Here is a 22,596-nt window from a genome sequence, read left to right as displayed (position 1 = left end):
CATGGTTGATCTCGGAATTCCTAGCGCCCCTCCTGCTCCACTTCATCCGCGACGTAAGACGAAGCAGTTGCGAGTTGGCAGCGTCGGGGTAGGTAGCGATTCACCAGTGAGCGTTCAATCGATGTGCACAACGCTAACTGCCGATGTGAATTCAACTCTGCAGCAGATCGCTGAACTAACCGCTGCTGGTTGTCAGATTGTTCGTGTTGCAGTTCCAAGCCAAGATGATGCAGATGCGCTTGCTCAGATTGCAAAGAAATCACAGATTCCAGTTATTGCAGATATTCACTTCCAGCCAAAATATATTTTCGCCGCAATCGATGCTGGTTGTGCCGCGGTCCGTGTAAACCCAGGAAATATCAAACAATTCGATGACAAGGTAAAAGAGGTAGCCAAAGCCGCAGGTGATGCTGGTATTCCAATTCGTATCGGAGTAAATGCCGGATCACTTGATCCACGGTTACTTGCAAAGTACGGCAAAGCAACTCCTGAAGCACTTGCCGAATCTGCGCTCTGGGAAGCTTCGCTCTTTGAAGAACATGGTTTCTCAAATCTAAAGATTTCAGTTAAGCATCATGACCCTGTCACTATGGTTAACGCTTATCGCATCTTGGCAGCAAAGTGTGATTACCCATTACACCTTGGCGTCACCGAGGCAGGTCCTGCCTTCCAAGCAACAATAAAATCTGCAACCGCATTTGGAATTTTGCTCGCAGAAGGAATCGGGGACACGATTCGCGTATCAATGTCGGCACCTCCTGTTGAGGAAGTAAAAGTTGGTATTTCAATTCTCGAGTCACTTAATTTGCGCCAGCGTAAGCTCGAGATTGTCTCTTGCCCTTCATGCGGTCGCGCACAAGTAGATGTCTATACCTTGGCTGAAAAAGTACAAGCAGGGCTCGAAGGAATGACCGTTCCACTTCGCGTTGCAGTTATGGGTTGTGTCGTAAATGGACCCGGCGAAGCGCGCGAGGCAGATCTTGGAGTTGCATCTGGAAACGGTAAAGGCCAGATCTTTGTTAAGGGTGAAGTAATCAAGACCGTTCCTGAAGCGATGATCGTTGAAACTCTTATCGAAGAAGCGATGCGTTTGGCTGAGGAAATGGAAGCCGCTGGCGTTGGTTCAGGCGAACCTTCCGTCACAGTTAAGTAATTACGCGATAAGGTTGCGCCCATGTTGCGCATGTCCAGCCTATTTCTTCGCACACTGCGCGATGATCCTGCCGATGCAGAAGTTCCAAGCCATAAGCTCTTAGTACGCGCGGGATATATCCGCCGTATCGCTGCTGGAATTTACTCATGGTTGCCACTTGGCGTAATCACTCTACGCAATGTCGAAAATATCATCCGTGAAGAAATGGATAAGGCTGGATTTCAGGAAGTTCATTTTCCAGCGCTCTTGCCGAAAGAGGCATATGAGGCCACCAATCGCTGGGAAGAGTACGGACCATCGCTCTTTAGATTGCAAGATCGCAAAGGTGGAGATTATTTACTAGGTCCAACCCACGAAGAGATGTTTACCTTGATGGTTAAAGGTGAATATTCATCCTATAAAGACTTACCGTTGACCATTTATCAGATTCAAAATAAGTTCCGCGATGAAGCGCGCCCACGTAGCGGAATCATCCGCGGCCGCGAGTTCGTTATGAAGGATTCTTACTCATTTGATTTAACTGATGAGGGCCTCGGAATTTCTTACGACAAGCATCGCGATGCCTATATCACCACCTTCGATCGTCTCCACCTTAAGTACAACATCGTTAAGGCAGTCTCTGGCGCGATGGGTGGATCTAAATCGGAAGAGTTCTTAGCGCCTTGCCCAACCGGTGAAGATACTTATGTTCTCTGCCCGAAGTGTGGATTTGCAGCAAACGTAGAAGCGATGGTCACCAAAGTTACGCCTGCCGATGCATCAGGTGTTCCAGCGCTTGAGGAACTCGATACTCCAAATACTCCAACCATCGATTCACTAGTTGATGTACTCAATTCGAAATTCGGTGGTGGATTTACCGGTGCATCAACTCTAAAAAATGTTTTGTTGATGGCCGATAAGAAAGCGATCTCAGTTTTGGTTCCCGGTGATCGCGAAGTCGATCTTAAGCGTTTGCAGGCAGGGTTGCCTGGAGTAGAAGAGCTGCGTGTATTTGAAGTAGCAGATTTTGCAAAGCACCCAGGGTTAGTTAAGGGATATATCGGCCCACAAGATGCTGGCAAGTTTGGCATCACTGTCTACGCCGATCCTCGCGTTGCACCTGGTACTTCTTGGGTAACTGGTGCAAATAAGAAAGATCGCCATGCCCGCAACGTAGTTAACGGTCGTGACTTCACACCTGACGCATATGTTGAAGCTGCTGAAATTCGCGAAGGCGATTCATGTCCAGAATGTTCAACTGCAGTAGTTATTGATCGCGCTATTGAGATCGGTCATATCTTCCAATTAGGTCGCAAGTACGCGGATGCACTTGGTCTTACTGTGCTTGATCAAAACGGCAAATCACAAGTTGTCACAATGGGTTCTTACGGAATCGGCGTATCGCGCGCAGTAGCGGCAATCGCTGAACAAAGTTATGACGAGATTGGCCTGGTTTGGCCGCTAGAAGTAGCGCCTGCGAAAGTACATATCGTCGCTACCGGCAAAGAAGATCTGCCATTCGATACCGCACTCGATATCGCAACCAAGCTTGAGGCATCTGGCATCACAGTAATGCTCGATGATCGCCGTGATCCAAGCGCTGGCGTTAAATTTAAAGATGCCGAGCTAATTGGTATTCCAGTAATCATCGTTGTTGGTAAATCACTTGCAGAAGGCAAGATCGAACTCCGTAATCGCAAATCAGGAGAGAAATCTGAAGTTGCAGTTGGTGATGCCATCTCTGCCGTAACAACTCTAATCGCATCACTTTCCTAAAGTGTTTGCAGATCTAACTCTCTACACTCTCGTCTTTCTGGCTGCCGCCGCGTTCTGCGCAGGGCTCATCGATGCGATCGCTGGCGGGGGAGGGTTGATTCAACTTCCTGCAATGCTGATAGGTCTGGCAAAAACTGAAACCGTTGTAGTACTCGGAACAAATAAAGTCCCCTCGATCTTCGGAACAACTGCGTCCGCGCTCACTTATCGCCGAAATATAAGGGTAAGTTCGAAGCTATTAATAGTTATGGCGATACCCGCCTTTATCGGATCAATGGGTGGGGCATCTCTTGCCTCACTTATTCCAACAGAAGTTTTGAAACCACTAGTTGTTGCGCTCTTAATCGCAGTTCTGATCTATACCTGGAAACGTCCGCAACTGGGGCAGATTGAATCGATGCGTCATAGTGAAAGCAAACGGTTGAAGATCTCGGCTGTTGCGGCGTTAGTAATTGGTTTCTACGATGGCATCATCGGCCCAGGGACCGGTTCTTTTCTAATTCTTCTACTGGTTGCAGTTATGGGCTTTGCATTTCTATCAGCCTCTGCAATAGCTAAAGTCGTCAATGTAGCTACCAACGGCGGTGCCATTCTGGTCTTTGGCGTCAACGGTGAAATTCTCTGGAAAATTGGCCTGACCCTGGCGATCGCCAATGTCTGTGGCGGACTAATCGGAGTTCGCATAGCCCTACGTGGCGGCTCAGGTTTGGTGAGAAAAGTCTTTATGGCAATTACGGCAGCGCTGATTCTAAAAGTAGCTTTCGATACTTTTACCGCGCTGCGTTAACCATAAAATAATCGGTGCTAAACTTGGGACGTAGTAAAAAACTAAATAACAAATTAATAAGGAGCCAGAAGTGTCACTGACACAGTCAATTACCCAGTTGATCGAACCCGCTGTTACAGAAGCCGGTTTCTTCCTAGAAGAAGTCCAATTAACATCTGCCGGCAGCCACCGCGTAGTTACCTTCATCGTTGATGGCCAGAGCCCGCTAAACCTAGATCAAGTCACCGTTGTCTCACGGTTGATCTCAGAACTTCTTGATACCGCTACCTTTATGGATGAAACACCTTTTACTCTAGAAGTAACTTCACCTGGTGTTGATCGTCCACTAACTCTGCCACGCCATTGGACCAAGAACTTAACTCGCTTGGTAAAGGTAACTCTGCAAGATGGAACTGTTACCACTGGTCGCCTCACGGAATTTAACGAAATAACTGCCACGCTTGTTGAAAATATCAAGGGTCGGATTAAAACCCATACCGTTAACTTCGCAGATGTTAAGCGCGCGGTAGTTGAAATCGAATTTAATCGAAAAGAAGAAGCACAGAATTTAAATGACGAGGCTGGCGATGAATAAAGGCCAGGTCGATGTCGATGCGCTAATTGCGCTGGCAACCCATAAGCAGATGCCGCTGGAAGATTTGATTACAGAAATTGAAGCAGGAGTTTTGACCGCTTATTACGAGACTGATGCGCCCAAGCGCCAAGCCCGTGCCAGCATCGATCGCGAAACTGGAGAGATCGTTATCTGGGTTCCAACCTTTAACGAGCTTGGCGAACGAGTCTCAGAAGATCGCGATGAACCAGAAGGTTTCGCACGCACTGCAACTTCTACAGTTAGACAAGTCATCAAGTTAAAGATGCGTGCTAATAACGATGCTGAAATTGTTGGAGAGTTCAGCGCATCCGTTGGCGATGTTATCTCTGGAATTGTGCAGCAAGGTCGCGATCCCAAGATGATTAACGTCAACCTCGGCAAAGTTGAAGGTCGCATTCCTCCGCAAGAACAAGTTCCTGGTGAGGTTTACAACCATGGCGATCGCATCAAGTGCTTTGTAGTTGAAGTTAAACAGGGAATGAAAGGGCCAGAGATCATGCTCTCGCGCAGCCATCCTGCGCTAGTTAAGCAACTCTTTGCACTCGAAGTTCCCGAAATCAACGATCGCATCGTTGAGATTATGGAAGTTGCGCGCGAGGCAGGACATCGCACAAAGTTGGCGGTCCGCTCACACCGTGCAGGTGTTTCACCTAAGGGATCTTTAATTGGTCCAATGGGTTCACGTGCCAATGCAGTTATGGAAGAGCTGCATGGTGAAAAAATTGATATCGTCGATTGGTCAGAAGATCCTGCACAATTTGTTGCGCATGCACTTTCTCCTGCAAAAGTTACCAAGGTTGAAATTGTTGATCTTGCAACGCGATCTGCAAAAGTAACCGTGCCTGATTACCAACTCTCACTTGCAATTGGCAAAGATGGACAGAATGCGCGGCTGGCTGCACGCCTGACTGGTTGGCGTATTGATATCCATCCCGACACCCCAACTGTGCCTAGGTGATTGGACCTAAATAAACGCACCTGCTACGCAGGGATTTAGGTGAAATAGCCGCTCTTCGCTATCCTTAACCCTTGTTGAAGGTTAGAGAAATGGCTGCAATGCAAAGAGGTATCAAACCGATACGCACCTGCATCGTTTGTCGTAAATCTCAAGAGCCTTCGCAGCTATTGCGAGTCAACTGTGTTGATGGGGTAATTACTCCAACAAGCGGTGGAAAATCTCACGGTAGGGGAGCCTGGCTCCACTTATCTTGTGGCTACATCGCAATAGATCGGAAAGCGTTTAAATCAGCCTTCAAGCTGGAGCAAGCGCCGGATCTTTCAAAATTTAAAGTGTTCTTAGATGAGCGTTTAAAGTCAGACAATTAGTTATTAACTTAAAGATATGGATGCGAAAGATATGAAACTCAAATGAGCTCGTTCAGATTATGAGGTCTTACAACTAAGGCTCGCATCCCTAGATAAATATCTAGAATAAAGATTGCGGGCCAAGACAGGAGAAATGTGTCAAAGGTCCGCGTACATGAGTTGGCAAAACAACTCGGTATGGAGAGCAAGGTTGTCCTTGCAAAACTCCAAGAAATGGGCGAATTCGTCCGCTCAGCATCATCAACTGTAGAAGCGCCGGTCGTGCGCAAGCTCATCGAGATGTATCCCGATGCCAAGCCAGTTTCCGATGCGAAGCCAGTTAAGAAAGCAGCTGCAAAGAAGACCGCTGCTAAGAAAACTGCAGAAGTAAACCCTGAACTTGCCGCCGAACTTGCCGCCGAACTCGGCGTTGATTTAGAGGCGCTAAAGGCATCGCGCGCTGAAAGCGCTGCGCAGGCAACGGCTCCTGCACCAACACCTGTTTCAGATGAAGAAGCGCCAGCTGCTGAAAGTAAACCGGCTGCTCCACGTCCTGGAAATAATCCATTCTCAACTTCTGGTGGAACAACACCTGCAGTTCCACGTCCGCCACGTCCCGGAAATAATCCATTCTCAACTGGCGGCGCAGTTCCACGTCCACCACAACGTCCTGCAGGTGCACCAGGTGCACGTCCCGGAATGTCAGGACCACGTCCTGGTTCTGTTCGTCCTGGTTTTGCAGCGCGTCCAAATACTCCACGACCAGCAGGTAGCGGCGGTCCTGGAAATTATCAGTCACGTCCTGCAGGTGCAGGTGCACCAGGTTCATCTTCTGGTCCATATCGTTCAAGCGGTCCTTCAACTGGTGCACCAACTACTGGTGGCCCACAACGTCCAGGCGGCGGTCCTAATCGCGGTCCAGGTCGCGGCGGCGCTGCAGGTGCATTTGGAAAGAATGCAAGTAAGAGCAGCAAGCGCAAACCAAAATCAAGAAAAGCGCTGCGCGATGAATTCGACAATATGCAAGCGCCACAATTGGGTGGCGCAGTTATTCCGCACGGTGATGGAAAGACTCAGATCCGCATGCGTCGCGGTTCAACTCTTGCAGATTTCGCTGAAAAGATCGGTGCAGATGCAGCAGCGTTGGTAGCTGCGCTATTCCACTTAGGTGAAATGGTTACTGCAACTCAATCAGTAGATGCTGACACATTTGAAATTCTTGGTGCACAACTTGGATATGTAATCCAAATTGTTAGCCCAGAAGATGAAGACCGCGAACTCTTGCAAGATTTCGATATCGATCTTGCGCAAGAACTTGCCGATCTGGATGCAGATCTACTGGTTGCACGTCCCCCAGTTGTAACTGTTATGGGACACGTCGATCACGGTAAGACCAGTTTGCTCGATGCCATACGTAAATCTGAGGTCCTAAAGACCGAAGCCGGTGGAATCACTCAGCACATCGGTGCCTACCAAATTCACCATGATCATGACGGCGTAAACCGTGCGATTACCTTTATCGATACACCTGGCCACGAAGCGTTCACCGCTATGCGTGCTCGTGGTGCCAAGGTCACAGATATCGCAGTACTCGTTGTTGCAGCAGATGACGGAATCATGCCGCAGACAATTGAAGCGTTAAACCACGCTCAAGCTGCAGATGTCCCAATCGTTGTCGCCGTTAACAAGGTTGATAAAGAAGGCGCGAACCCAGATAAGGTCCGCCAGCAATTGACCGAGTACAACTTGATCGCAGAAGAGTACGGCGGAGAAACTCTCTTCGTAAACGTCTCTGCTAAATCAGGTCTTGGCGTAAACGAACTTATCGATGCAATTCTTCTAACAGCAGATGCTGCAATTGATCTTCGCGCAGTTGCCGAAGATTCAGCGCGCGGTGTTGCAATTGAAGCTCACCTCGATCGCGGTCGCGGACCAGTTGCCACAGTTCTTGTGCAACGCGGAACGCTCAAGATCGGTGATGCAATTGTTGCCGGCGGTTCATTCGGTCGTGTACGCGCGATGCTTGATGAAGATGGTCAAAACGTTGATACTGCCGGACCATCTCGTCCAGTACAGGTTCTCGGTTTCACATCCGTTCCAAGTGCAGGAGATACCTTCTTAGTTGCAGATGAAGACCGTACTGCGCGTCAGATCGCTGAAAAGCGTCAGGCTGCAGAACGTAACGCGCAACTTGCTAAGGCGCGTAAGAAGGTTTCACTTGAAGACTTTATGGAGCAGTCCAAGGTCTCAACACTTAACCTCATCCTTAAGGGTGACGTTTCAGGTTCTGTCGAAGCGCTCGAAGATGCACTTATGCAACTCGATGTCGGAGCAGAAGTTGATCTACGCGTTATCCACCGTGGCGTTGGTGCAATCACCAAGTCAGATATAACTTTGGCATCAGCATCAACTGCTGTAGTTATTGGCTTTAACGTTAAGCCAGAACCACAGACAGCGATCTATGCTGATCAAGAAGGCGTAGAAGTTCGCTTCTATTCAGTTATCTACAATGCAATTGAAGAGATCGAACTATCTCTTAAGGGCTTGCTCAAGCCAGAGTACGAAGAAATCGTTCTCGGTAACGCTGAAGTCCGTGAGATCTTCAAATCTTCAAAGGCCGGCAATATCGCAGGTTCTATCGTTCGCGATGGTTCTATCAAGCGAAACGCCAAGGCGCGCATCATGCGCGGCACTGAAATCATCGCCGATGACCTCACCATTGATTCGCTCAAGCGCTTCAAGGACGATGCCACTGAAGTTAAAGAAGGCTTCGAGTGCGGTATTGGCCTTGGCAATATGAAGGATCTGCAAATCGGAGACACTATTCAGGTCTTTGAGATGCGCGAGAAGAAGCGCGCATAACAATGGGCCAATCACATCGCACTCAGAAAGTTGCCGACCGCATCAAAGTGGTAGTGGCGCAGCTGCTTGAGACGAAGATTAAAGATCCTCGTCTCGGTTTCGTCACTGTCACAGATGCGCGCGTTACTGGCGATCTGCAGAACGCTTCGATCTTCTACACCGTGCTAGGTGATGAGGAACAGCGCGCTGCAACTGCTGCCGCACTTGAGAGCGCAAAAGGCGTAATCCGCAGCGCTGTTGGTCGCGATCTTCAGACGCGCATTACTCCATCTATCGAATTCTTCGAAGATGGACTTCCAGAATCTGCGAAAGCACTTGATTCACTCTTAGATAAAGTCCATGTTCTTGATGCTGAAGTTGCCCAACTTCGCAAGAACGCGACATTTGCTGGGGGAGCAGATCCCTACAAGGTTCCAAAAGTTATTGAAGATTAACGCCTAACTAATGGATGGCTTTTTAGTTGTAGATAAAGCACCTGCCATGACTAGCCATGATGTTGTGGCAGTTGCGCGTAAGGCACTTGGTACACGCAAAGTTGGCCATGCTGGCACCTTAGATCCGATGGCAACTGGCGTACTTGTACTTGGTTTTGGTAACGGAACTCGTTTATTGCAGTACATCACCGATGGCGACAAGTCTTATCTTGCAACAGTTGTTTTAGGCGCGGCAACAGTCACCGACGACCAAGAAGGTGAAGTCATTTCTGAAGCAGATACGTCAATGATTACCGACGAAGAAATTAGATCGGGCCTTTCCAAAATGGTGGGGGAGATTCAACAACGTCCCAGTTCAGTATCCGCTGTAAAGGTTGCAGGAGAGCGCGCCTATGACCGAGTACGTGCGGGCGAAGTATTTGAGCTAGCTGCTCGCACCATCACAATTTCATCTTTAGAAGTATTAGATATTCGCCGTACTGGTGCTCGAATCGAAATTGATATTGATGTCACTTGTTCTGCTGGAACTTTCATCCGCGCGATCGCACGCGATCTAGGCAGCGAATTAGCCGTTGGTGGCCATTTGTCAGCGCTGCGCCGTACGCGAGTTGCTGGCTTTGCAATTGATCAGGCGATTACCTTCGATGCGCTCAAGGCGCAAGAGTTTAAAACTTTAGATTTAGCAGATGTAGCGCGTGCCACATTCTCGGTCCGCGAGCTGGCGCTAGATGAAGTTGCAGAACTTTCATTTGGCAGACCACTACCTTCAAATACTGGCGAAGATATTTTTGCGGCGCTCTCACCAGATAACCGCCTTATCGCTCTTTTAAAGAACGAATCCGGCAAGGCAAAACCGATCGCAGTTTTTGCAGCGGCGAATTAATTCAGAGATAATAGTCAGATGAGCACAGGAAGCGTCGTCGTAATAGGCGTCTTCGATGGCGTCCATAAGGGCCACCAATTGCTGCTCGATCGCGCCAAGGAGATCGCCGATGGTCGCTCAATTATCGCGCTCACCTTCGACCCACATCCAATGCAGGTTTTCGCACCAGATCGTGCGCCAACGATGCTTACAACTTTGGCAGATCGTGTTGAACTCTTAAAGATCCATAACGCCGACCAAGTTGCGGTGCTTAAGTTCAATGAAAAATTTGCGTCTATGGCTCCGGAAGATTTTGTAAAAGATGTTTTGGTTGGTCAGTTGAGCGTTTCTACAGTGATCGTGGGTAAGAACTTCACTTATGGCCACAAAGCGGCAGGCAATATAGATTCTCTAATCAAAGATAGTTTGAAATTTAACTTCACCGTAGATGTCCAAGATTTAAAGTCTGAAGAGAATGAGGCAATCTCTTCTTCTCGTATCCGCAAATTAGTAGTTGAAGGAAAGGTTGAAGAAGCGCGGACCTTACTTTCTCGCCCGCACCGCCTAGATGGAGTCGTTGTGCACGGTGAAAAACGTGGTCGCGAAATTGGTTATCCCACCGCCAACTTGGGAAATATCGATGGGCAAACAATTCCGGCAGATGGCGTATATGCAGGTTGGTTAACGGTCGGAATCAACTTCTGGCCTGCCGCAATTTCAATCGGTACCAATCCAACATTTGAAGGTGTGCGCGGTCGCCAAGTAGAGGCATATGCACTCGATCAAGAAGGCTTAGAACTTTACGACAAGAACGCATCAATCGAATTTGGCTGGCGCCTGCGAGATACCTTGAAATTTGATGGCCTCGAACCGCTACTTGTGCAGATGAAGTTGGATTGTGATCAGGCGCGAGCGTTAACTGAAGGCTAAAAAGCTCGATTTCCGATATCTGTAGCCCCGCTGGTAACCTTTCCCCTGTCCAACGATCAAAGTGAGTGACCGTGTATCAAACCGGTCGCCGTCGTGGCGGTAACTAAGAGGAGTCCTTAAATGGCTTTAACACCAGAAGTAAAGAAAGAAATCGTTGCAAAGTACGGCTCATCAGCTACCGACACCGGAAGCCCAGAAGCACAGGTTGCTTTGCTCTCACGTCGTATTGAAGATATCACTACACATTTGAAGACCAACCCACACGATCACCACAACCGTCGTGGTCTGTTGTTGCTCGTAGGTCAGCGTCGTCGCATCCTTCAGTACTTGTCTAAGACAGATATCAATCGTTATCGCGCGATTATCGAAAAGCTCGGTATTCGCCGCTAATTAAATAACTACCCGCCAGGGGAGTTTGGCTTTTTCATTAATCTTTAAAGCTAATGGTCCTCGGTAGTGGTTTCCGCAAGGTTTATCCCTGTGCGTGAACTTCGATCGACGATTCATTACTTAATATTTAATTGAGAACTCCTTATGAACCTGGACTGGGTACATAAACAAAAGGAGGACCCATGGAGGGTCAAGAAGTACAAACATCAGTAGCCGTTATCGATAACGGCAAATTCGGAAAGCGTGAAATCCGCTTTGAAACCGGACGCCTAGCGCGTCAAGCAGCAGGAGCCGCAGCTGTTTACTTAGACGATCAAACAATGATCTTCTCAGCAACAACAGCGTCAAAGACTCCGAAAGATCAATTCGATTTCTTTCCTTTAACAGTAGATGTTGAAGAGAAGATGTACGCAGTTGGTCGCATCCCAGGATCATTCTTCCGTCGCGAAGGTCGTCCATCAGAAGATGCAATTCTTACCTGCCGTTTGATCGACCGCCCATTGCGTCCATCATTCGTAAAGGGTCTTCGCAACGAAGTACAAATCGTTGTAACCGTTATGGCACTTGATCCAGACCACATGTACGACGTGATCGCGATTAACGCAGCATCAATGTCTACACAACTTGCTGGTCTTCCATTCTCAGGTCCAATCGGTGGCGTTCGCGTTGCTTTGATTGACGGACAATGGGTTGCCTTCCCTAACCATTCACAGGTAGCTGATGCAGTATTCGACATGGTCGTTGCTGGTCGCATCAGTGATGGCGATGTTGCAATCATGATGGTTGAAGCAGAAGCAACAGCTAAGACAATCGAACTAATCAAGAGCGGTCAGCCAACTCCTACTGAAGAAGTTGTGGCACAAGGACTTGATGCAGCAAAGCCATTTATTAAGATTCTCTGCGATGCACAGGCGAAGTTAGCCAAGGTTGCTGCAAAGCCAACCGCTGAATTCCCTGTCTTCCTGGATTACCAAGATGATGTATTCGCTGCAGTTGAAAAGGCTGCTAAAGATGATCTAGCGAAGGCTATGACTATCGCCGGTAAGCAAGAGCGCGAGACAAAGATCGATGAGATCTCTGCTGCAACTAAGGAATCTGTTTCCGGAGCCTTCGAAGGTCGCGAAAAGGAAGTTCCTGCAGCGTTCCGCTCACTAACCAAGAAGTTGGTTCGCCAGCGCGTATTGCGTGACAAGATCCGTATCGATGGTCGCGGTCTTCGCGATATCCGTGCGCTATCTGCAGAAGTTGAAGTTATTCCTCGCGTTCACGGATCAGCGATCTTCGAACGTGGCGAGACTCAGATTCTCGGAATCACAACTCTTAATATGCTCAAGATGGAGCAGCAGCTCGATACTTTGAACCCAGAAAACCATAAGCGCTACATGCACAACTACAACTTCCCACCATATTCAACTGGTGAAACAGGTCGTGTTGGCACACCAAAGCGTCGCGAAATCGGACACGGAGCGCTTGCAGAACGTGCACTTGTTCCAGTTCTTCCAACTCGCGAAGAGTTCCCTTACGCAATCCGTCAGGTCTCTGAAGCGCTTGGTTCAAACGGTTCAACTTCAATGGGTTCTGTTTGCGCATCAACACTTGCAATGCTTAACGCTGGTGTTCCACTAAAGGCTCCAGTTGCAGGTATTGCAATGGGTCTTATCTCAGATACCGTCGATGGCAAGGTCGAGTACGTTGCTTTGACAGATATCTTGGGTGCAGAAGATGCATTCGGAGATATGGACTTCAAGGTTGCCGGAACAAAAGATTTCATCACCGCTCTTCAACTAGATACCAAGCTTGACGGTATTCCTGCATCAGTTCTTGCTGGAGCACTTCACCAAGCAAAGGAAGCGCGTCTTGCGATCCTGGATGTCATGAATGAAGCGATCGATACACCTGATGAGATGAGCCCATTTGCTCCTCGCATCATCTCTGTAAAGATTCCAGTTGATCAGATCGGTGCGGTAATCGGGCCTAAGGGCAAGATCATCAACCAGATCCAAGATGAAACTGGCGCTGATATCTCAATCGAAGATGATGGCACGATCTACATCGGCGCAGTCGATGGTCCGTCAGCAGAAGCTGCACGCGCACAGATCAATGCGATCGCTAACCCACAAATGCCAGAAGTTGGAGAGCGTTACCTCGGTACCGTTGTAAAGCTTGCTGCATTCGGTGCATTCATTTCTCTTATGCCAGGTAAAGATGGCTTGCTCCACGTATCTCAGATTCGCAAGATGCATGGTGGAAAGCGCATTGAAAACCTTGAAGAAGTTATGAAGGTTGGCGACAAGATTCAGGTTGAGATCGGTGAAATCGATCCCAAGGGCAAGCTCTCACTTGTTCCAGTTCTCGAAGATGGATCAACACCGAGCGCTGAGTAAGTAGAGAACAGACTCTAAATGTCAGTTCGTCGCCCAGTAGTGCGCACAGTATTACCTAGCGGTCTGCGTATCGTCACGGAAGAAGTTCCGTCGGTACGCAGCGCCGCGATCGGTATCTGGGTAAATGTTGGTTCACGTGATGAAACCCCGGCCGTTGCTGGGGCTTCTCACTTTCTAGAGCACCTTCTATTTAAAGGCACCACGCGCCGCAACGCTTTAGAAATTTCAGCAACAATCGAAGCGGTCGGTGGCGAAATGAACGCCTTTACCAGCAAGGAATACACCTGCTTCTATGCGCGCGTAATTGATACCGATCTGCCTATGGCGATCGATGTAGTTTCAGATTTGATTACTTCTTCAATCGTATCGGCGCTCGATGTAGATGCCGAGCGGAAGGTTGTGCTTGAAGAAATCGCGATGCGCGATGATGATCCGAGCGATCTAGTGCACGATCTATATGCCGAGACTTACTATGGCGATACTCAATTAGGTCGGCCAATTCTCGGCACTATCAAATCGATTTCAGATATGACCCGCAGCAGCGTCTTTAACTATTACAAGAAGAAGTACCTGCCACAGGATCTCGTAGTTGCGGTTGCTGGAAATATTAAACATAAGCGCGTAGTTGCCATGGTTGAAGAAGCGCTTTCTCGCGATAACTTCCTTGACGTTAAGGGATCTCCGCAGATTCGCCCAAATACACCGGTGAAGACCAAGCCAATGCAGAGCGTTGGATTATTGACTCGCAAAACTGAGCAAGCACATATGTTCTACGGCATGGAAGGCGTTGCGCGCAGTGATGAACGTCGCTTTGCAATGGGAGTTTTAGCTTCCGCACTTGGTGGCGGAATGTCTTCACGTTTATTCCAAGAGATTCGCGAAAAGCGCGGATTGGCTTATTCGGTTTATGCCTACGCGCAACAGTTTGCCGGCTCTGGTCAGATCGGTTTCTACGCCGGCTGTAATCCAACGAAGGCGATTGAAGTTGTCGAGATTATCCGTGAAGTTCTGGCTGACGTTGCAGAAAACGGCATGAGCCATGAAGAGGTTGAACGCGCAAAAGGTGCGGTTCGTGGGTCTCTAGTTTTGAGCCAAGAAGATTCAGGTTCACGTATGAGCCGTATCGGTAAGAATGAAATTGTCTACGGCCAGGTAATGGGCTTTGACGAGATCCTAAAAGCGATCTCACGCGTAAACCCAACTGATGTCCGCGAAATTGCCAACGAATTTCTCACCAAATCGCCTACCCTTGCTCTTGTCGGACCATTTAAGAGCGAAGCGAAATTTGAAAAGGTGTTGAAGTCATGATCAAAGTCGGAGTACTTGGTGCGAGAGGTCGCATGGGTGCTGAGGTCGTTAAGGCTGTTACTGAAGCCGCAGATCTTGAACTCGTTGCCGCACTTGATCTAGGTGACTCACTTGAAACTCTAAAGAGCACCGGTGCTCAAGTAGTCGTTGATTTCACTACTCCTGATTCAGTAATGGCCAACCTCGAATTTTTAGCAAATAACGGGATCCATGCAGTCGTCGGTACAACAGGTTTCGATGCAGCGCGAATCGCAACGCTAGAAAAGTTAGCCGCGGCTAACCCATCTGTTAGCATCTTGATCGCACCAAACTTCGCAATTGGTGCGGTGTTAATGATGGAGTTTGCTACAAAAGCCGCAAAATACTTTGAATCAGCGGAGATCATTGAACTTCACCACCCAAATAAAGTTGATGCACCTTCCGGCACCGCTTCTCGTACGGCAGAGCTAATGTCGAAGGCGCGCAAAGAAGCTGGGCTAGGCGCTATGCCAGATGCAACTACAACTTCACTAGATGGTGCACGGGGCGCAACAGTTGGCGATATCCCAGTTCACTCAGTTCGTCTACGCGGACTAATCGCACACCAAGAAGTTTTACTTGGTGGCCTTGGTGAGACGCTCACAATTCGCCATGATTCGCTTGATCGCGCCGGATTTATGCCAGGTGTATTACTTGGTGTTCGCAGCGTTATTTCAAAACCAGGGCTGACCTTCGGCCTTGAGAAATTTATGTAAGGAGCAAGCAAATGGCTAAAGCAGATATCACTATGTACGGTGCTGACTGGTGTGGCGATTGCCGTCGCTCAAAGCGCCTCTTTGAAGAACTCGATATTCAGGTTAACCACATCGATGTTGAAGCAGATGCATCTGCTGCTGAAAAGGTAATTGAAATTAACGGGGGAGCGAAATCAATCCCGGTAATCGTATTTTCAGATGGAACACATCTAACTGAGCCTTCAGATAATGACCTAAAGGCGAAGCTCGAAGCGCTAAAAATTATTTAATTTAAATGGAAAAGGGCCGCAGAAGTCGCAGCTGCCGACAGAACCACAACCGGAAATGGTGCTCGCAGAATTAGCGCGAGCACTGCCACGCCAACTCCTGCCATTCGCTGATCAGCAACGATTCGTGAATCTTGTGTAAATGACTGCACGGCAACCAGTGCGCTAAGTAGCGCAATCGGTATCAGCGAATTAATCTTTAAAATTCTTGGATTTGAGAGCCACTTTTTTGGAACGCTGTGACCCAAAATCTTCAAAAGAAATGCGAAGAGACTGGTGCCAATAACGGCAAGCCAAAACGGCTCAATTAAATTTATCTCCATATTTTGGCTCCCAATCCGAAGATCACGGCGAGAAGAGCTGTCGCGATAATTGGAACTCCTGGAACAAAGTAAGGCGTCATTGCGAGTGCAAGTGCGCAAGCAGCAACGGCCAGCAAACGTTCACTCTTATTTGTTAATCGTGGCCAAAGAAGGCCGAGAAATGCTGCAGGGACTGCCGCATCGAGCCCCCACGCAGCGGGATTTCCCATCGCTTGTGCACCGAGCGCGCCCGCTAAAGTAAATAGATTCCAAAAAATATAGACGCCGATTCCAGTTAACCAGAAACCTTGGCGAGCTTCGCGCACCCCTAAATGTTCTTGCGAGAGCGCAACGCCTGTTGACTCATCAATAGTTAACTGCGCGGCGAATATCCGCTTCAAGCCACGGACGTTTAAAACCGGCGCCATTCTTAGCCCATATAAAGTGTTACGGACTCCGAGCAAAGTTGCCGTTGCGATTCCACTGAGCGCGCTGCCACCTGCGCCAAGGACTCCGACTACTGCAAATTGCGATGCGCCGGTAAATGTAAGGAGGGAAAGCAAGCAAGATTGCAGAACGGTAAATCCAGCGGCCACGGAGGCCGCGCCAAATGCGATGCCATAAGCGCCAACAGTGAGCGAGACGCTCAACGATTGCGCGGCGGTGGCGCGGTTCACTCTAGACACGGGTGCATTCTGCCCTAGATATCCTCGGTGAGGTAGCGCCATATATATAAGGTGGCGCCCATGAGCAATGAAGTAATTTTCCGCGACGATATGACCGTCGAACTCGTTAAATCCAGCGCCAGTGATGCCGATGTTATTTGGGCAGCGCGCGTTTCTACTGCTGGAGAACAATCATTGGATGAGATCGGGGAAGACCCAGCGCGCTCCGCGGGATTGATTAATTACTTGGCTCGCGAACGCCACGGTTCACCATTTGAACACACTTCCATGACTTTCTTTGTTAGCGCACCAATTTTTGTATTCCGCGAATTTATGCGCCACCGTATCGCTTCATATAACGAAGAGTCCGGCCGTTACCGCGAATTAAAACCGGTCTTTTATATTCCATCAAAGGAGCGCAAGCTCATTCAAGTTGGTAAAACTGGCGCTTACACATTCGAAGACGGTACGAAAGAGCAGTTCGACATTTCTGTTAAAGCGATGAAGGATGCCTATCTAATTGCCTATGACAGTTATCAGAAGATGCTTGATGCCGGAGTTGCGCGCGAAGTTGCGCGCGTAGTTCTACCAGTTGCTACATATTCATCAATGTATGTCTCCATGAATGCTCGCGCCTTAATGAACTTTCTCTCACTTCGCACCGCCCGTGAAGGGTCTCACTTTCCAAGCTATCCACAACGTGAAATTGAGATGGTTGCGGAAAAAATGGAAGCCGAATTTGCAAAATTAATGCCACTTACCTACGGAGCCTTTGAAAAATCTGGACGGATCGCACCGTAAAACGGTAGGTTTCACCCATGACAATCGAGGCGCCATTCGGACGTATGCTCACCGCAATGGTGACCCCGTTCGAAAAGAACGGCAAGATCGATTGGCCGGGCGTTGAAAAACTGGCTGCACATCTAGTTGCAAATGGGCACGATGGAATCGCAGTCAACGGCACAACCGGTGAAGCGCCAACAACTAAATCTTCTGAAAAGGAAGAGATCATCCGCGTCGTAAAAGACGTTGTCGGGCCAAAGATCTTTGTGGTCTCTGGTGCTGGTGACAACGAAACCGATTATTCAATCAATCAAGCAAAGCGCACCGAGAAAGCTGGCGCCGACGGCTTGCTAATCGTTGCTCCGTATTACAACAAACCACCTCAAGCAGGCGTTGCCGCGCACTTTAAGGCGATTGCTAGCGCAACTGATTTGCCAGTAATGATGTACGACATTCCTGGTCGCTGTGGAATTGAGATCGAACCAGACACAATTGTTAGTCTTTACGAGCACCCACAGATTGTTGCGCTCAAGGATGCCAAAGGAAATGTCGCTTCAACTTCTTGGGTAATTAAACGTTGCGGAATCCCTGTTTACTCAGGTGATGACATCCTTAACTTGCCGCTACTTTCAGTTGGCGCAGTCGGAATGGTTTCAGTTTGTGGCCACACCGTTGGAAAAGATTTAAAGGCGATGCTCGATGCTTGGTTCGCTGGTAATGCAGCGAAAGCGTTAGAGATTCACCAAAAGTTACTTCCAGTCTTTACTGGCACATTCCGCACTCAGGGTGCGATCCTCACCAAGGCCGCGCTAAATATGATGGGCCTACCTGGTGGCCATACTCGTCTTCCGCTAGTAGATGCAACCGAAGATCAGATCGTGCAATTGCGCAAAGATCTCATCGCCGGTGGTATCTCTTTATAGCTTTGATTAATACTCAATGACGCATCCCCATCCCGAACTCGGTACTCCTAGCAAGCTAGTTGCTGGTGGGCTTCGTATAGTCGCACTTGGCGGATTAGCCGAAATCGGTCGCAACATGACCGTCTTTGAAACAAATGGAAAGCTCTTAATTGTTGATTGTGGCGTGCTTTTTCCTGAAGAGAATCAACCAGGTATTGATTTAATCCTGCCGGACTTTAGTTACATCCGCGATCGCTTAGCTGATGTCATCGGTCTGATTTTAACGCATGGCCACGAAGATCACATTGGCGCAACTCCATACCTACTTCGCGAACGCGGCGATATTGCGATCTATGGTTCAGCACTCACCTTGGCTTTAGTCACTGCCAAACTCAAAGAACATCGCATCTCACCACTTACTCGCGAAGTTAAAGAGGGAATGCGCGAAGATATTGGGCCATTCGAAGTTGAATTCGTTGCGGTTAACCACTCAATTCCTGATGCTTTAGCCGTTGCTATTCATACAAAAGCTGGCACGGTTCTTCACACTGGCGATTTTAAGATGGATCAATTACCACTCGATGGGCGTATTACCGATCTGCGCACCTTCGCGCGCTTAGGCGATGAAGGCGTCGATCTATTCTTAGTTGATTCAACTAACGCAGATGTTCCTGGATTTACCCCTGCTGAACGCGAGATTATGCCAGCGCTAAATCGCGTAATTGCCGCAACCAAGAAGCGTGTAATCGTGGCCTCATTTTCATCCCATGTTCACCGCGTCCAACAAGTAATTGACACGGCAGCGATGCATAACCGGAAAGTTGTTTTCATCGGGCGCTCCATGGTTCGCAATATGAAGATCGCCGAGGATATGGGCTACTTAAATGTGCCAGCCGGAATTGTTATCGATGCTAAGGAACTTGATAACTACGATGATCGTGTCGTTCTGATTTGTACCGGCTCACAAGGCGAACCGATGGCTGCGCTATCTCGAATGGCTAATGGCGATCATCAGATACGCGTTGGTGAAGGCGACACCGTTATCCTGGCTTCTTCACTCATCCCCGGCAATGAAAATTCAGTATTTAGAGTCATCAACGAATTAACTCGTTTTGGCGCCAAGGTTGTACATAAAGCAAATGCGATGGTTCACGTTTCAGGACATGCCGCCGCAGGGGAGTTGCTCTACTGCTACAACATCGTGAAACCAAAGTACGCCCTGCCGGTGCATGGTGAATGGCGCCACTTAAAGGCCAACGCCGAGCTAGCAATTCAATCTGGAGTTCCTCGCGAAAATACCTTTATTATCGAAAACGGAATCGTGGTTGATTTGGTAGACCATGTTGCGGAAGTTGCTGGTGCCGTACCTTGTGGTTTTGTTTACGTCGATGGTCAAAGCATCGGAGATATCACCGAATCATCTTTGAAAGATCGCCGCATATTAGGAGAAGAAGGATTTATCTCTGTCGTAGTAGTAATTGAGTCACAGAGCGGAAAGATCATCGCCGGCCCTGATATCCATGCACGTGGATTTAATGAAGATGAAGCGCTCTTTGATGAAGTTAAGGGGCAGATCGAAAAAGCCTTAAAGCACGCGGTTTCTGAAGGTGTAAATGGAACTCATCAACTTTCTCAAGTAGTCCGACGCACAATCGGCAGTTGGGTCGGCGGAAAACATCGCCGCCGTCCGATGATCGTTCCCGTAGTTATTGAGGTCTGACCGCTAAGATTAAAGGTGTGGCTAAGAGAAAACGCACAACTACTCGCAAATCAGGTGGCGCTGGGCAAATCGCGCTCTCATTTGTTGGGCGTTCGATTAGCGCCCTTTGGAGAACTATCGCCAAGGCGCTGGGTTCAACTGTGCGCTTCTTGGCTCGAGGTGCCCGCGACTTAGATCCCGCCCATCATCGCGATGGCCTAGCTTTCCTACTTTTAATTCTTGCCCTTGCTGCATTTGCCGGAACTTGGTTTGCAGCCGATAACTTTGTAGGCCGAAACCTTTACGCAGTTATCTACGGCGCCTTCGGCCGAATTGGTTTCTTTGCACCGCTGTTAATTCTCTACTTTGCACTGCGTTTATTCCGCACTCCAGATAACCAGAAAGCAACTTCACGGATCATCGTTGGTGTAATCACCTTGGTTGTTAGCGCTTCCGGTTTGGCGCACTTATTAAATGGTTCGCTAGGTGCAGTTAATCCAACAGGTGCAACTGCGATGCGCCATGGTGGGGGATGGTTGGGCTACGCGGTATCTATGCCGCTAGAAGCGTTAATGACATCGCTCTTGGCATATCCATTCTTGATCGCACTGTTCTGCTTTGGTTTATTAGTTACAACCGCGACTCCACTTTCATCAGTTGGTATTCGCGTTAAGAACACTGGTATTTGGCTCTGGTCAAAACGCCCGCAACGTGAAGAAGCCGACTTTGAAATTACTGATACCCCACCATTTGAAACCCCCGTTGTTGCCTGGAACCAGCATGCGGATGAAACTGAAGAAGATATTGATGAAGAGTCATTTGATGAAGAATTCACAGTTGAGGTTCCTCGCGTAGTTCAGGCTCCGACTGCTACTACAACTGCGCCGCCAGCAACTGGAAAGCGTCCCGAACAACTTTTATTAACTGCCGACTCAAATTACTTGTTGCCACCACAAGATTTACTGCGCACCGGCCCCGCCGCAAAGGCGAAATCGAAGGCCAATGACACCGTAGTTGCAGCGCTAACCGAAGTCTTTCTACAGTTTGACATCGATGCCCAAGTTACTGGCTTTATGCGTGGCCCAACGGTTACGCGCTATGAAGTAGAACTCGGAAACGCGGTAAAGGTCGAGCGAATCACCGCGCTAGCTAAAAACATTTCCTATGCAGTTGCATCTAGCGATGTGCGCATCCTCTCGCCGATCCCAGGAAAATCTGCAGTCGGTATCGAGATTCCAAATACCGACCGTGAAATCGTGGCTTTGGGCGATGTTATGCGCTCAACTGTTGCAGGCCAGGATCACCACCCGATGCTGGTCGCGCTAGGTAAAGATGTTGAAGGAAATTTTGTATGTGCCAACTTGGCGAAGATGCCGCACTTATTAGTGGCAGGTGCGACAGGTGCTGGTAAATCATCGATGATTAACGCGATGATTACATCGATTTTAATGCGTGCAACACCTGATGAAGTTCGCTTGGTTTTAATCGATCCCAAGCGAGTTGAGTTAACCGCCTATGAAGGTATTCCTCATCTGATTACTCCAATCATTACCAACCCTAAGAAAGCGGCAGATGCCCTTACTTGGGTGGTCCGCGAAATGGATCTTCGCTATGAGGATCTTTCAACCTTTGGATTTAGACATATCGATGACTTCAACAAGGCGGTTCGCGCTGGAAAAGTTATTCCGCCTCCAGGAAGTGATCGCGTAGTTGAGCCATACCCTTATCTACTTGTAATTATTGATGAGCTCGCAGATTTGATGATGGTTGCTGCACGTGAAGTTGAAGAATCTGTTGTACGTATTACTCAGTTGGCACGTTCTGCAGGTATCCACTTAGTTCTTGCCACCCAGCGCCCTTCAGTAGATGTTGTCACCGGTCTCATTAAGGCAAACGTTCCATCACGTCTTTCCTTTGCAACAAGTTCTCTGGCTGATAGCCGCGTTATCTTAGATAGCCCGGGCGCAGAAAAGCTCGTTGGACAAGGCGATGGTTTATTTATTCCAATGGGAGCTTCCCGCGCTATCCGTATTCAGGGAGCCTACGTTTCAGAGCGCGAAATTGAAGCGGTTACCAACCACGTCAAGAAGCAATTATCGCCTCGCTATCGTGAAGATGTCACAGTTGCACCGCAATCTTCAATGATGGTTGATAAAGAGATCGGTGATGATTTAGATCTATTGCTTCAAGCGATTGAGCTGGTTGTCGGAACGCAATTTGGTTCTACCTCAATGCTGCAACGAAAACTTAGAGTCGGTTTTGCAAAAGCCGGTCGCTTGATGGATTTGATGGAATCTCGCGGAATCGTTGGACCATCAGAAGGTTCCAAGGCACGAGTTGTGATGGTTAAGCCAGATGAACTCGATTCGGTTCTTGCCACGCTCCGCGATTACTAAAGAGCGGTGACAGTAACCAAATAGGGGACTACCTCTGGGGGTGATTTCACTCAGGATTCACGTATATGGCTATCGCTGGGGTGA

The 22,596-nt window shown here is 48.6% G+C and carries 21 protein-coding genes; 19 read left to right on the top strand and 2 right to left on the bottom strand.

Features of this window, described 5'->3' with window-relative positions; genetic code table 11:
• Window position 1 precedes the first annotated feature (1 nt).
• The 15 genes from ispG (at window position 2) to A1s21148_RS04620 (ending at window position 15,768) form a co-directional block, all read left to right on the top strand.
• Entirely contained in the window at window positions 2-1,153 is a 1,152-nt protein-coding gene (ispG, locus tag A1s21148_RS04690) for a flavodoxin-dependent (E)-4-hydroxy-3-methylbut-2-enyl-diphosphate synthase (RefSeq protein ID WP_095671293.1), read from the top strand.
• A gap of 21 nt (window positions 1,154-1,174) precedes the next feature.
• Window positions 1,175-2,908, top strand: a complete 1,734-nt coding sequence (locus A1s21148_RS04685) for a proline--tRNA ligase (RefSeq protein WP_095671292.1) — start codon at window positions 1,175-1,177, stop codon at window positions 2,906-2,908.
• A 1-nt stretch (window position 2,909) separates the two neighbouring features.
• A complete protein-coding gene (locus A1s21148_RS04680) occupies window positions 2,910-3,695 on the top strand; it encodes a sulfite exporter TauE/SafE family protein (protein ID WP_095671291.1) in 786 nt (261 codons plus the stop codon).
• A 70-nt stretch (window positions 3,696-3,765) separates the two neighbouring features.
• A complete protein-coding gene (gene rimP, locus A1s21148_RS04675; RefSeq protein ID WP_095671290.1) occupies window positions 3,766-4,269 on the top strand; it encodes a ribosome maturation factor RimP in 504 nt (167 codons plus the stop codon).
• Window positions 4,262-5,248: a transcription termination factor NusA gene (gene nusA, locus A1s21148_RS04670; RefSeq protein ID WP_095671289.1), complete on the top strand. Its 987-nt coding sequence runs from the start codon at window positions 4,262-4,264 to the stop codon at window positions 5,246-5,248. The genes rimP and nusA overlap by 8 nt, the downstream gene beginning before the upstream one ends.
• An 89-nt stretch (window positions 5,249-5,337) precedes the next feature.
• Window positions 5,338-5,616, top strand: a complete 279-nt coding sequence (locus A1s21148_RS04665) for a YlxR family protein (protein ID WP_095671288.1) — start codon at window positions 5,338-5,340, stop codon at window positions 5,614-5,616.
• Window positions 5,617-5,751: 135 nt separating this feature from the next.
• Window positions 5,752-8,457: a translation initiation factor IF-2 gene (gene infB / locus A1s21148_RS04660; protein WP_095671287.1), complete on the top strand. Its 2,706-nt coding sequence runs from the start codon at window positions 5,752-5,754 to the stop codon at window positions 8,455-8,457.
• A gap of 2 nt (window positions 8,458-8,459) precedes the next feature.
• The gene (rbfA, locus tag A1s21148_RS04655; protein ID WP_095671286.1) at window positions 8,460-8,891 is read left to right on the top strand and encodes a 30S ribosome-binding factor RbfA; all 432 of its coding nucleotides are present in this window, start codon (window positions 8,460-8,462) and stop codon (window positions 8,889-8,891) included.
• Window positions 8,892-8,901: 10 nt separating this feature from the next.
• Window positions 8,902-9,774, top strand: a complete 873-nt coding sequence (gene truB, locus A1s21148_RS04650) for a tRNA pseudouridine(55) synthase TruB (RefSeq protein ID WP_095671285.1) — start codon at window positions 8,902-8,904, stop codon at window positions 9,772-9,774.
• An 18-nt stretch (window positions 9,775-9,792) separates the two neighbouring features.
• Window positions 9,793-10,683: a bifunctional riboflavin kinase/FAD synthetase gene (locus tag A1s21148_RS04645; RefSeq protein WP_095671284.1), complete on the top strand. Its 891-nt coding sequence runs from the start codon at window positions 9,793-9,795 to the stop codon at window positions 10,681-10,683.
• 120 nt (window positions 10,684-10,803) lie between these two features.
• Window positions 10,804-11,073 carry a 30S ribosomal protein S15 gene (gene rpsO / locus A1s21148_RS04640; RefSeq protein WP_095671283.1) on the top strand — a complete coding sequence of 90 codons (270 nt, stop codon included), beginning with the start codon at window positions 10,804-10,806 and terminating at the stop codon, window positions 11,071-11,073.
• Window positions 11,074-11,255: 182 nt separating this feature from the next.
• Entirely contained in the window at window positions 11,256-13,457 is a 2,202-nt protein-coding gene (locus A1s21148_RS04635) for a polyribonucleotide nucleotidyltransferase (RefSeq protein ID WP_095671282.1), read from the top strand.
• An 18-nt stretch (window positions 13,458-13,475) separates the two neighbouring features.
• Window positions 13,476-14,765, top strand: coding sequence for a M16 family metallopeptidase (locus tag A1s21148_RS04630; RefSeq protein ID WP_095671281.1), 1,290 nt, complete (start codon window positions 13,476-13,478; stop codon window positions 14,763-14,765).
• Complete coding sequence (dapB, locus tag A1s21148_RS04625) at window positions 14,762-15,499, top strand: 4-hydroxy-tetrahydrodipicolinate reductase (protein WP_095671280.1); 738 nt, start codon at window positions 14,762-14,764, stop codon at window positions 15,497-15,499. The genes A1s21148_RS04630 and dapB overlap by 4 nt, the downstream gene beginning before the upstream one ends.
• 11 nt (window positions 15,500-15,510) lie before the next feature.
• Window positions 15,511-15,768, top strand: coding sequence for a glutaredoxin domain-containing protein (locus A1s21148_RS04620; protein WP_095671279.1), 258 nt, complete (start codon window positions 15,511-15,513; stop codon window positions 15,766-15,768).
• Here A1s21148_RS04620 and A1s21148_RS04615 read toward each other — a convergent pair.
• Together A1s21148_RS04615 and A1s21148_RS04610 are read right to left on the bottom strand one after the other, a co-directional pair.
• On the bottom strand, window positions 15,765-16,088 hold the full coding sequence (locus A1s21148_RS04615; protein WP_223299358.1) for an AzlD domain-containing protein: 324 nt from the start codon (window positions 16,086-16,088) through the stop codon (window positions 15,765-15,767). The genes A1s21148_RS04620 and A1s21148_RS04615 overlap by 4 nt on opposite strands.
• On the bottom strand, window positions 16,079-16,753 hold the full coding sequence (locus tag A1s21148_RS04610) for an AzlC family ABC transporter permease (protein WP_223299357.1): 675 nt from the start codon (window positions 16,751-16,753) through the stop codon (window positions 16,079-16,081). The genes A1s21148_RS04615 and A1s21148_RS04610 overlap by 10 nt, the downstream gene beginning before the upstream one ends.
• 60 nt (window positions 16,754-16,813) lie before the next feature.
• Here A1s21148_RS04610 and thyX point away from each other — a divergent pair, with 60 nt between their 5' ends.
• From thyX to A1s21148_RS04590, 4 genes are read left to right on the top strand one after another with little or no spacing between them, the layout of a single operon-like run.
• Window positions 16,814-17,533: an FAD-dependent thymidylate synthase gene (gene thyX, locus A1s21148_RS04605; protein ID WP_095671277.1), complete on the top strand. Its 720-nt coding sequence runs from the start codon at window positions 16,814-16,816 to the stop codon at window positions 17,531-17,533.
• Between the two features lie 17 nt (window positions 17,534-17,550).
• Window positions 17,551-18,438: a 4-hydroxy-tetrahydrodipicolinate synthase gene (gene dapA / locus A1s21148_RS04600; RefSeq protein WP_095671276.1), complete on the top strand. Its 888-nt coding sequence runs from the start codon at window positions 17,551-17,553 to the stop codon at window positions 18,436-18,438.
• A gap of 16 nt (window positions 18,439-18,454) precedes the next feature.
• Window positions 18,455-20,137 (top strand): ribonuclease J, encoded by a 1,683-nt coding sequence (locus A1s21148_RS04595; RefSeq protein WP_095671275.1) that lies wholly within the window; start codon window positions 18,455-18,457, stop codon window positions 20,135-20,137.
• 17 nt (window positions 20,138-20,154) lie between these two features.
• Window positions 20,155-22,512, top strand: coding sequence for an FtsK/SpoIIIE family DNA translocase (locus A1s21148_RS04590; protein WP_095671274.1), 2,358 nt, complete (start codon window positions 20,155-20,157; stop codon window positions 22,510-22,512).
• Window positions 22,513-22,596: the final 84 nt, after the last annotated feature.

The sequence above is a fragment of the Candidatus Planktophila lacus genome (assembly GCF_002287925.1).
In the GTDB taxonomy this organism is placed as follows: Bacteria; Actinomycetota; Actinomycetes; order Nanopelagicales; family Nanopelagicaceae; genus Planktophila; species Planktophila lacus.
This window is presented reverse-complemented; position numbering and strand designations above follow the sequence as displayed.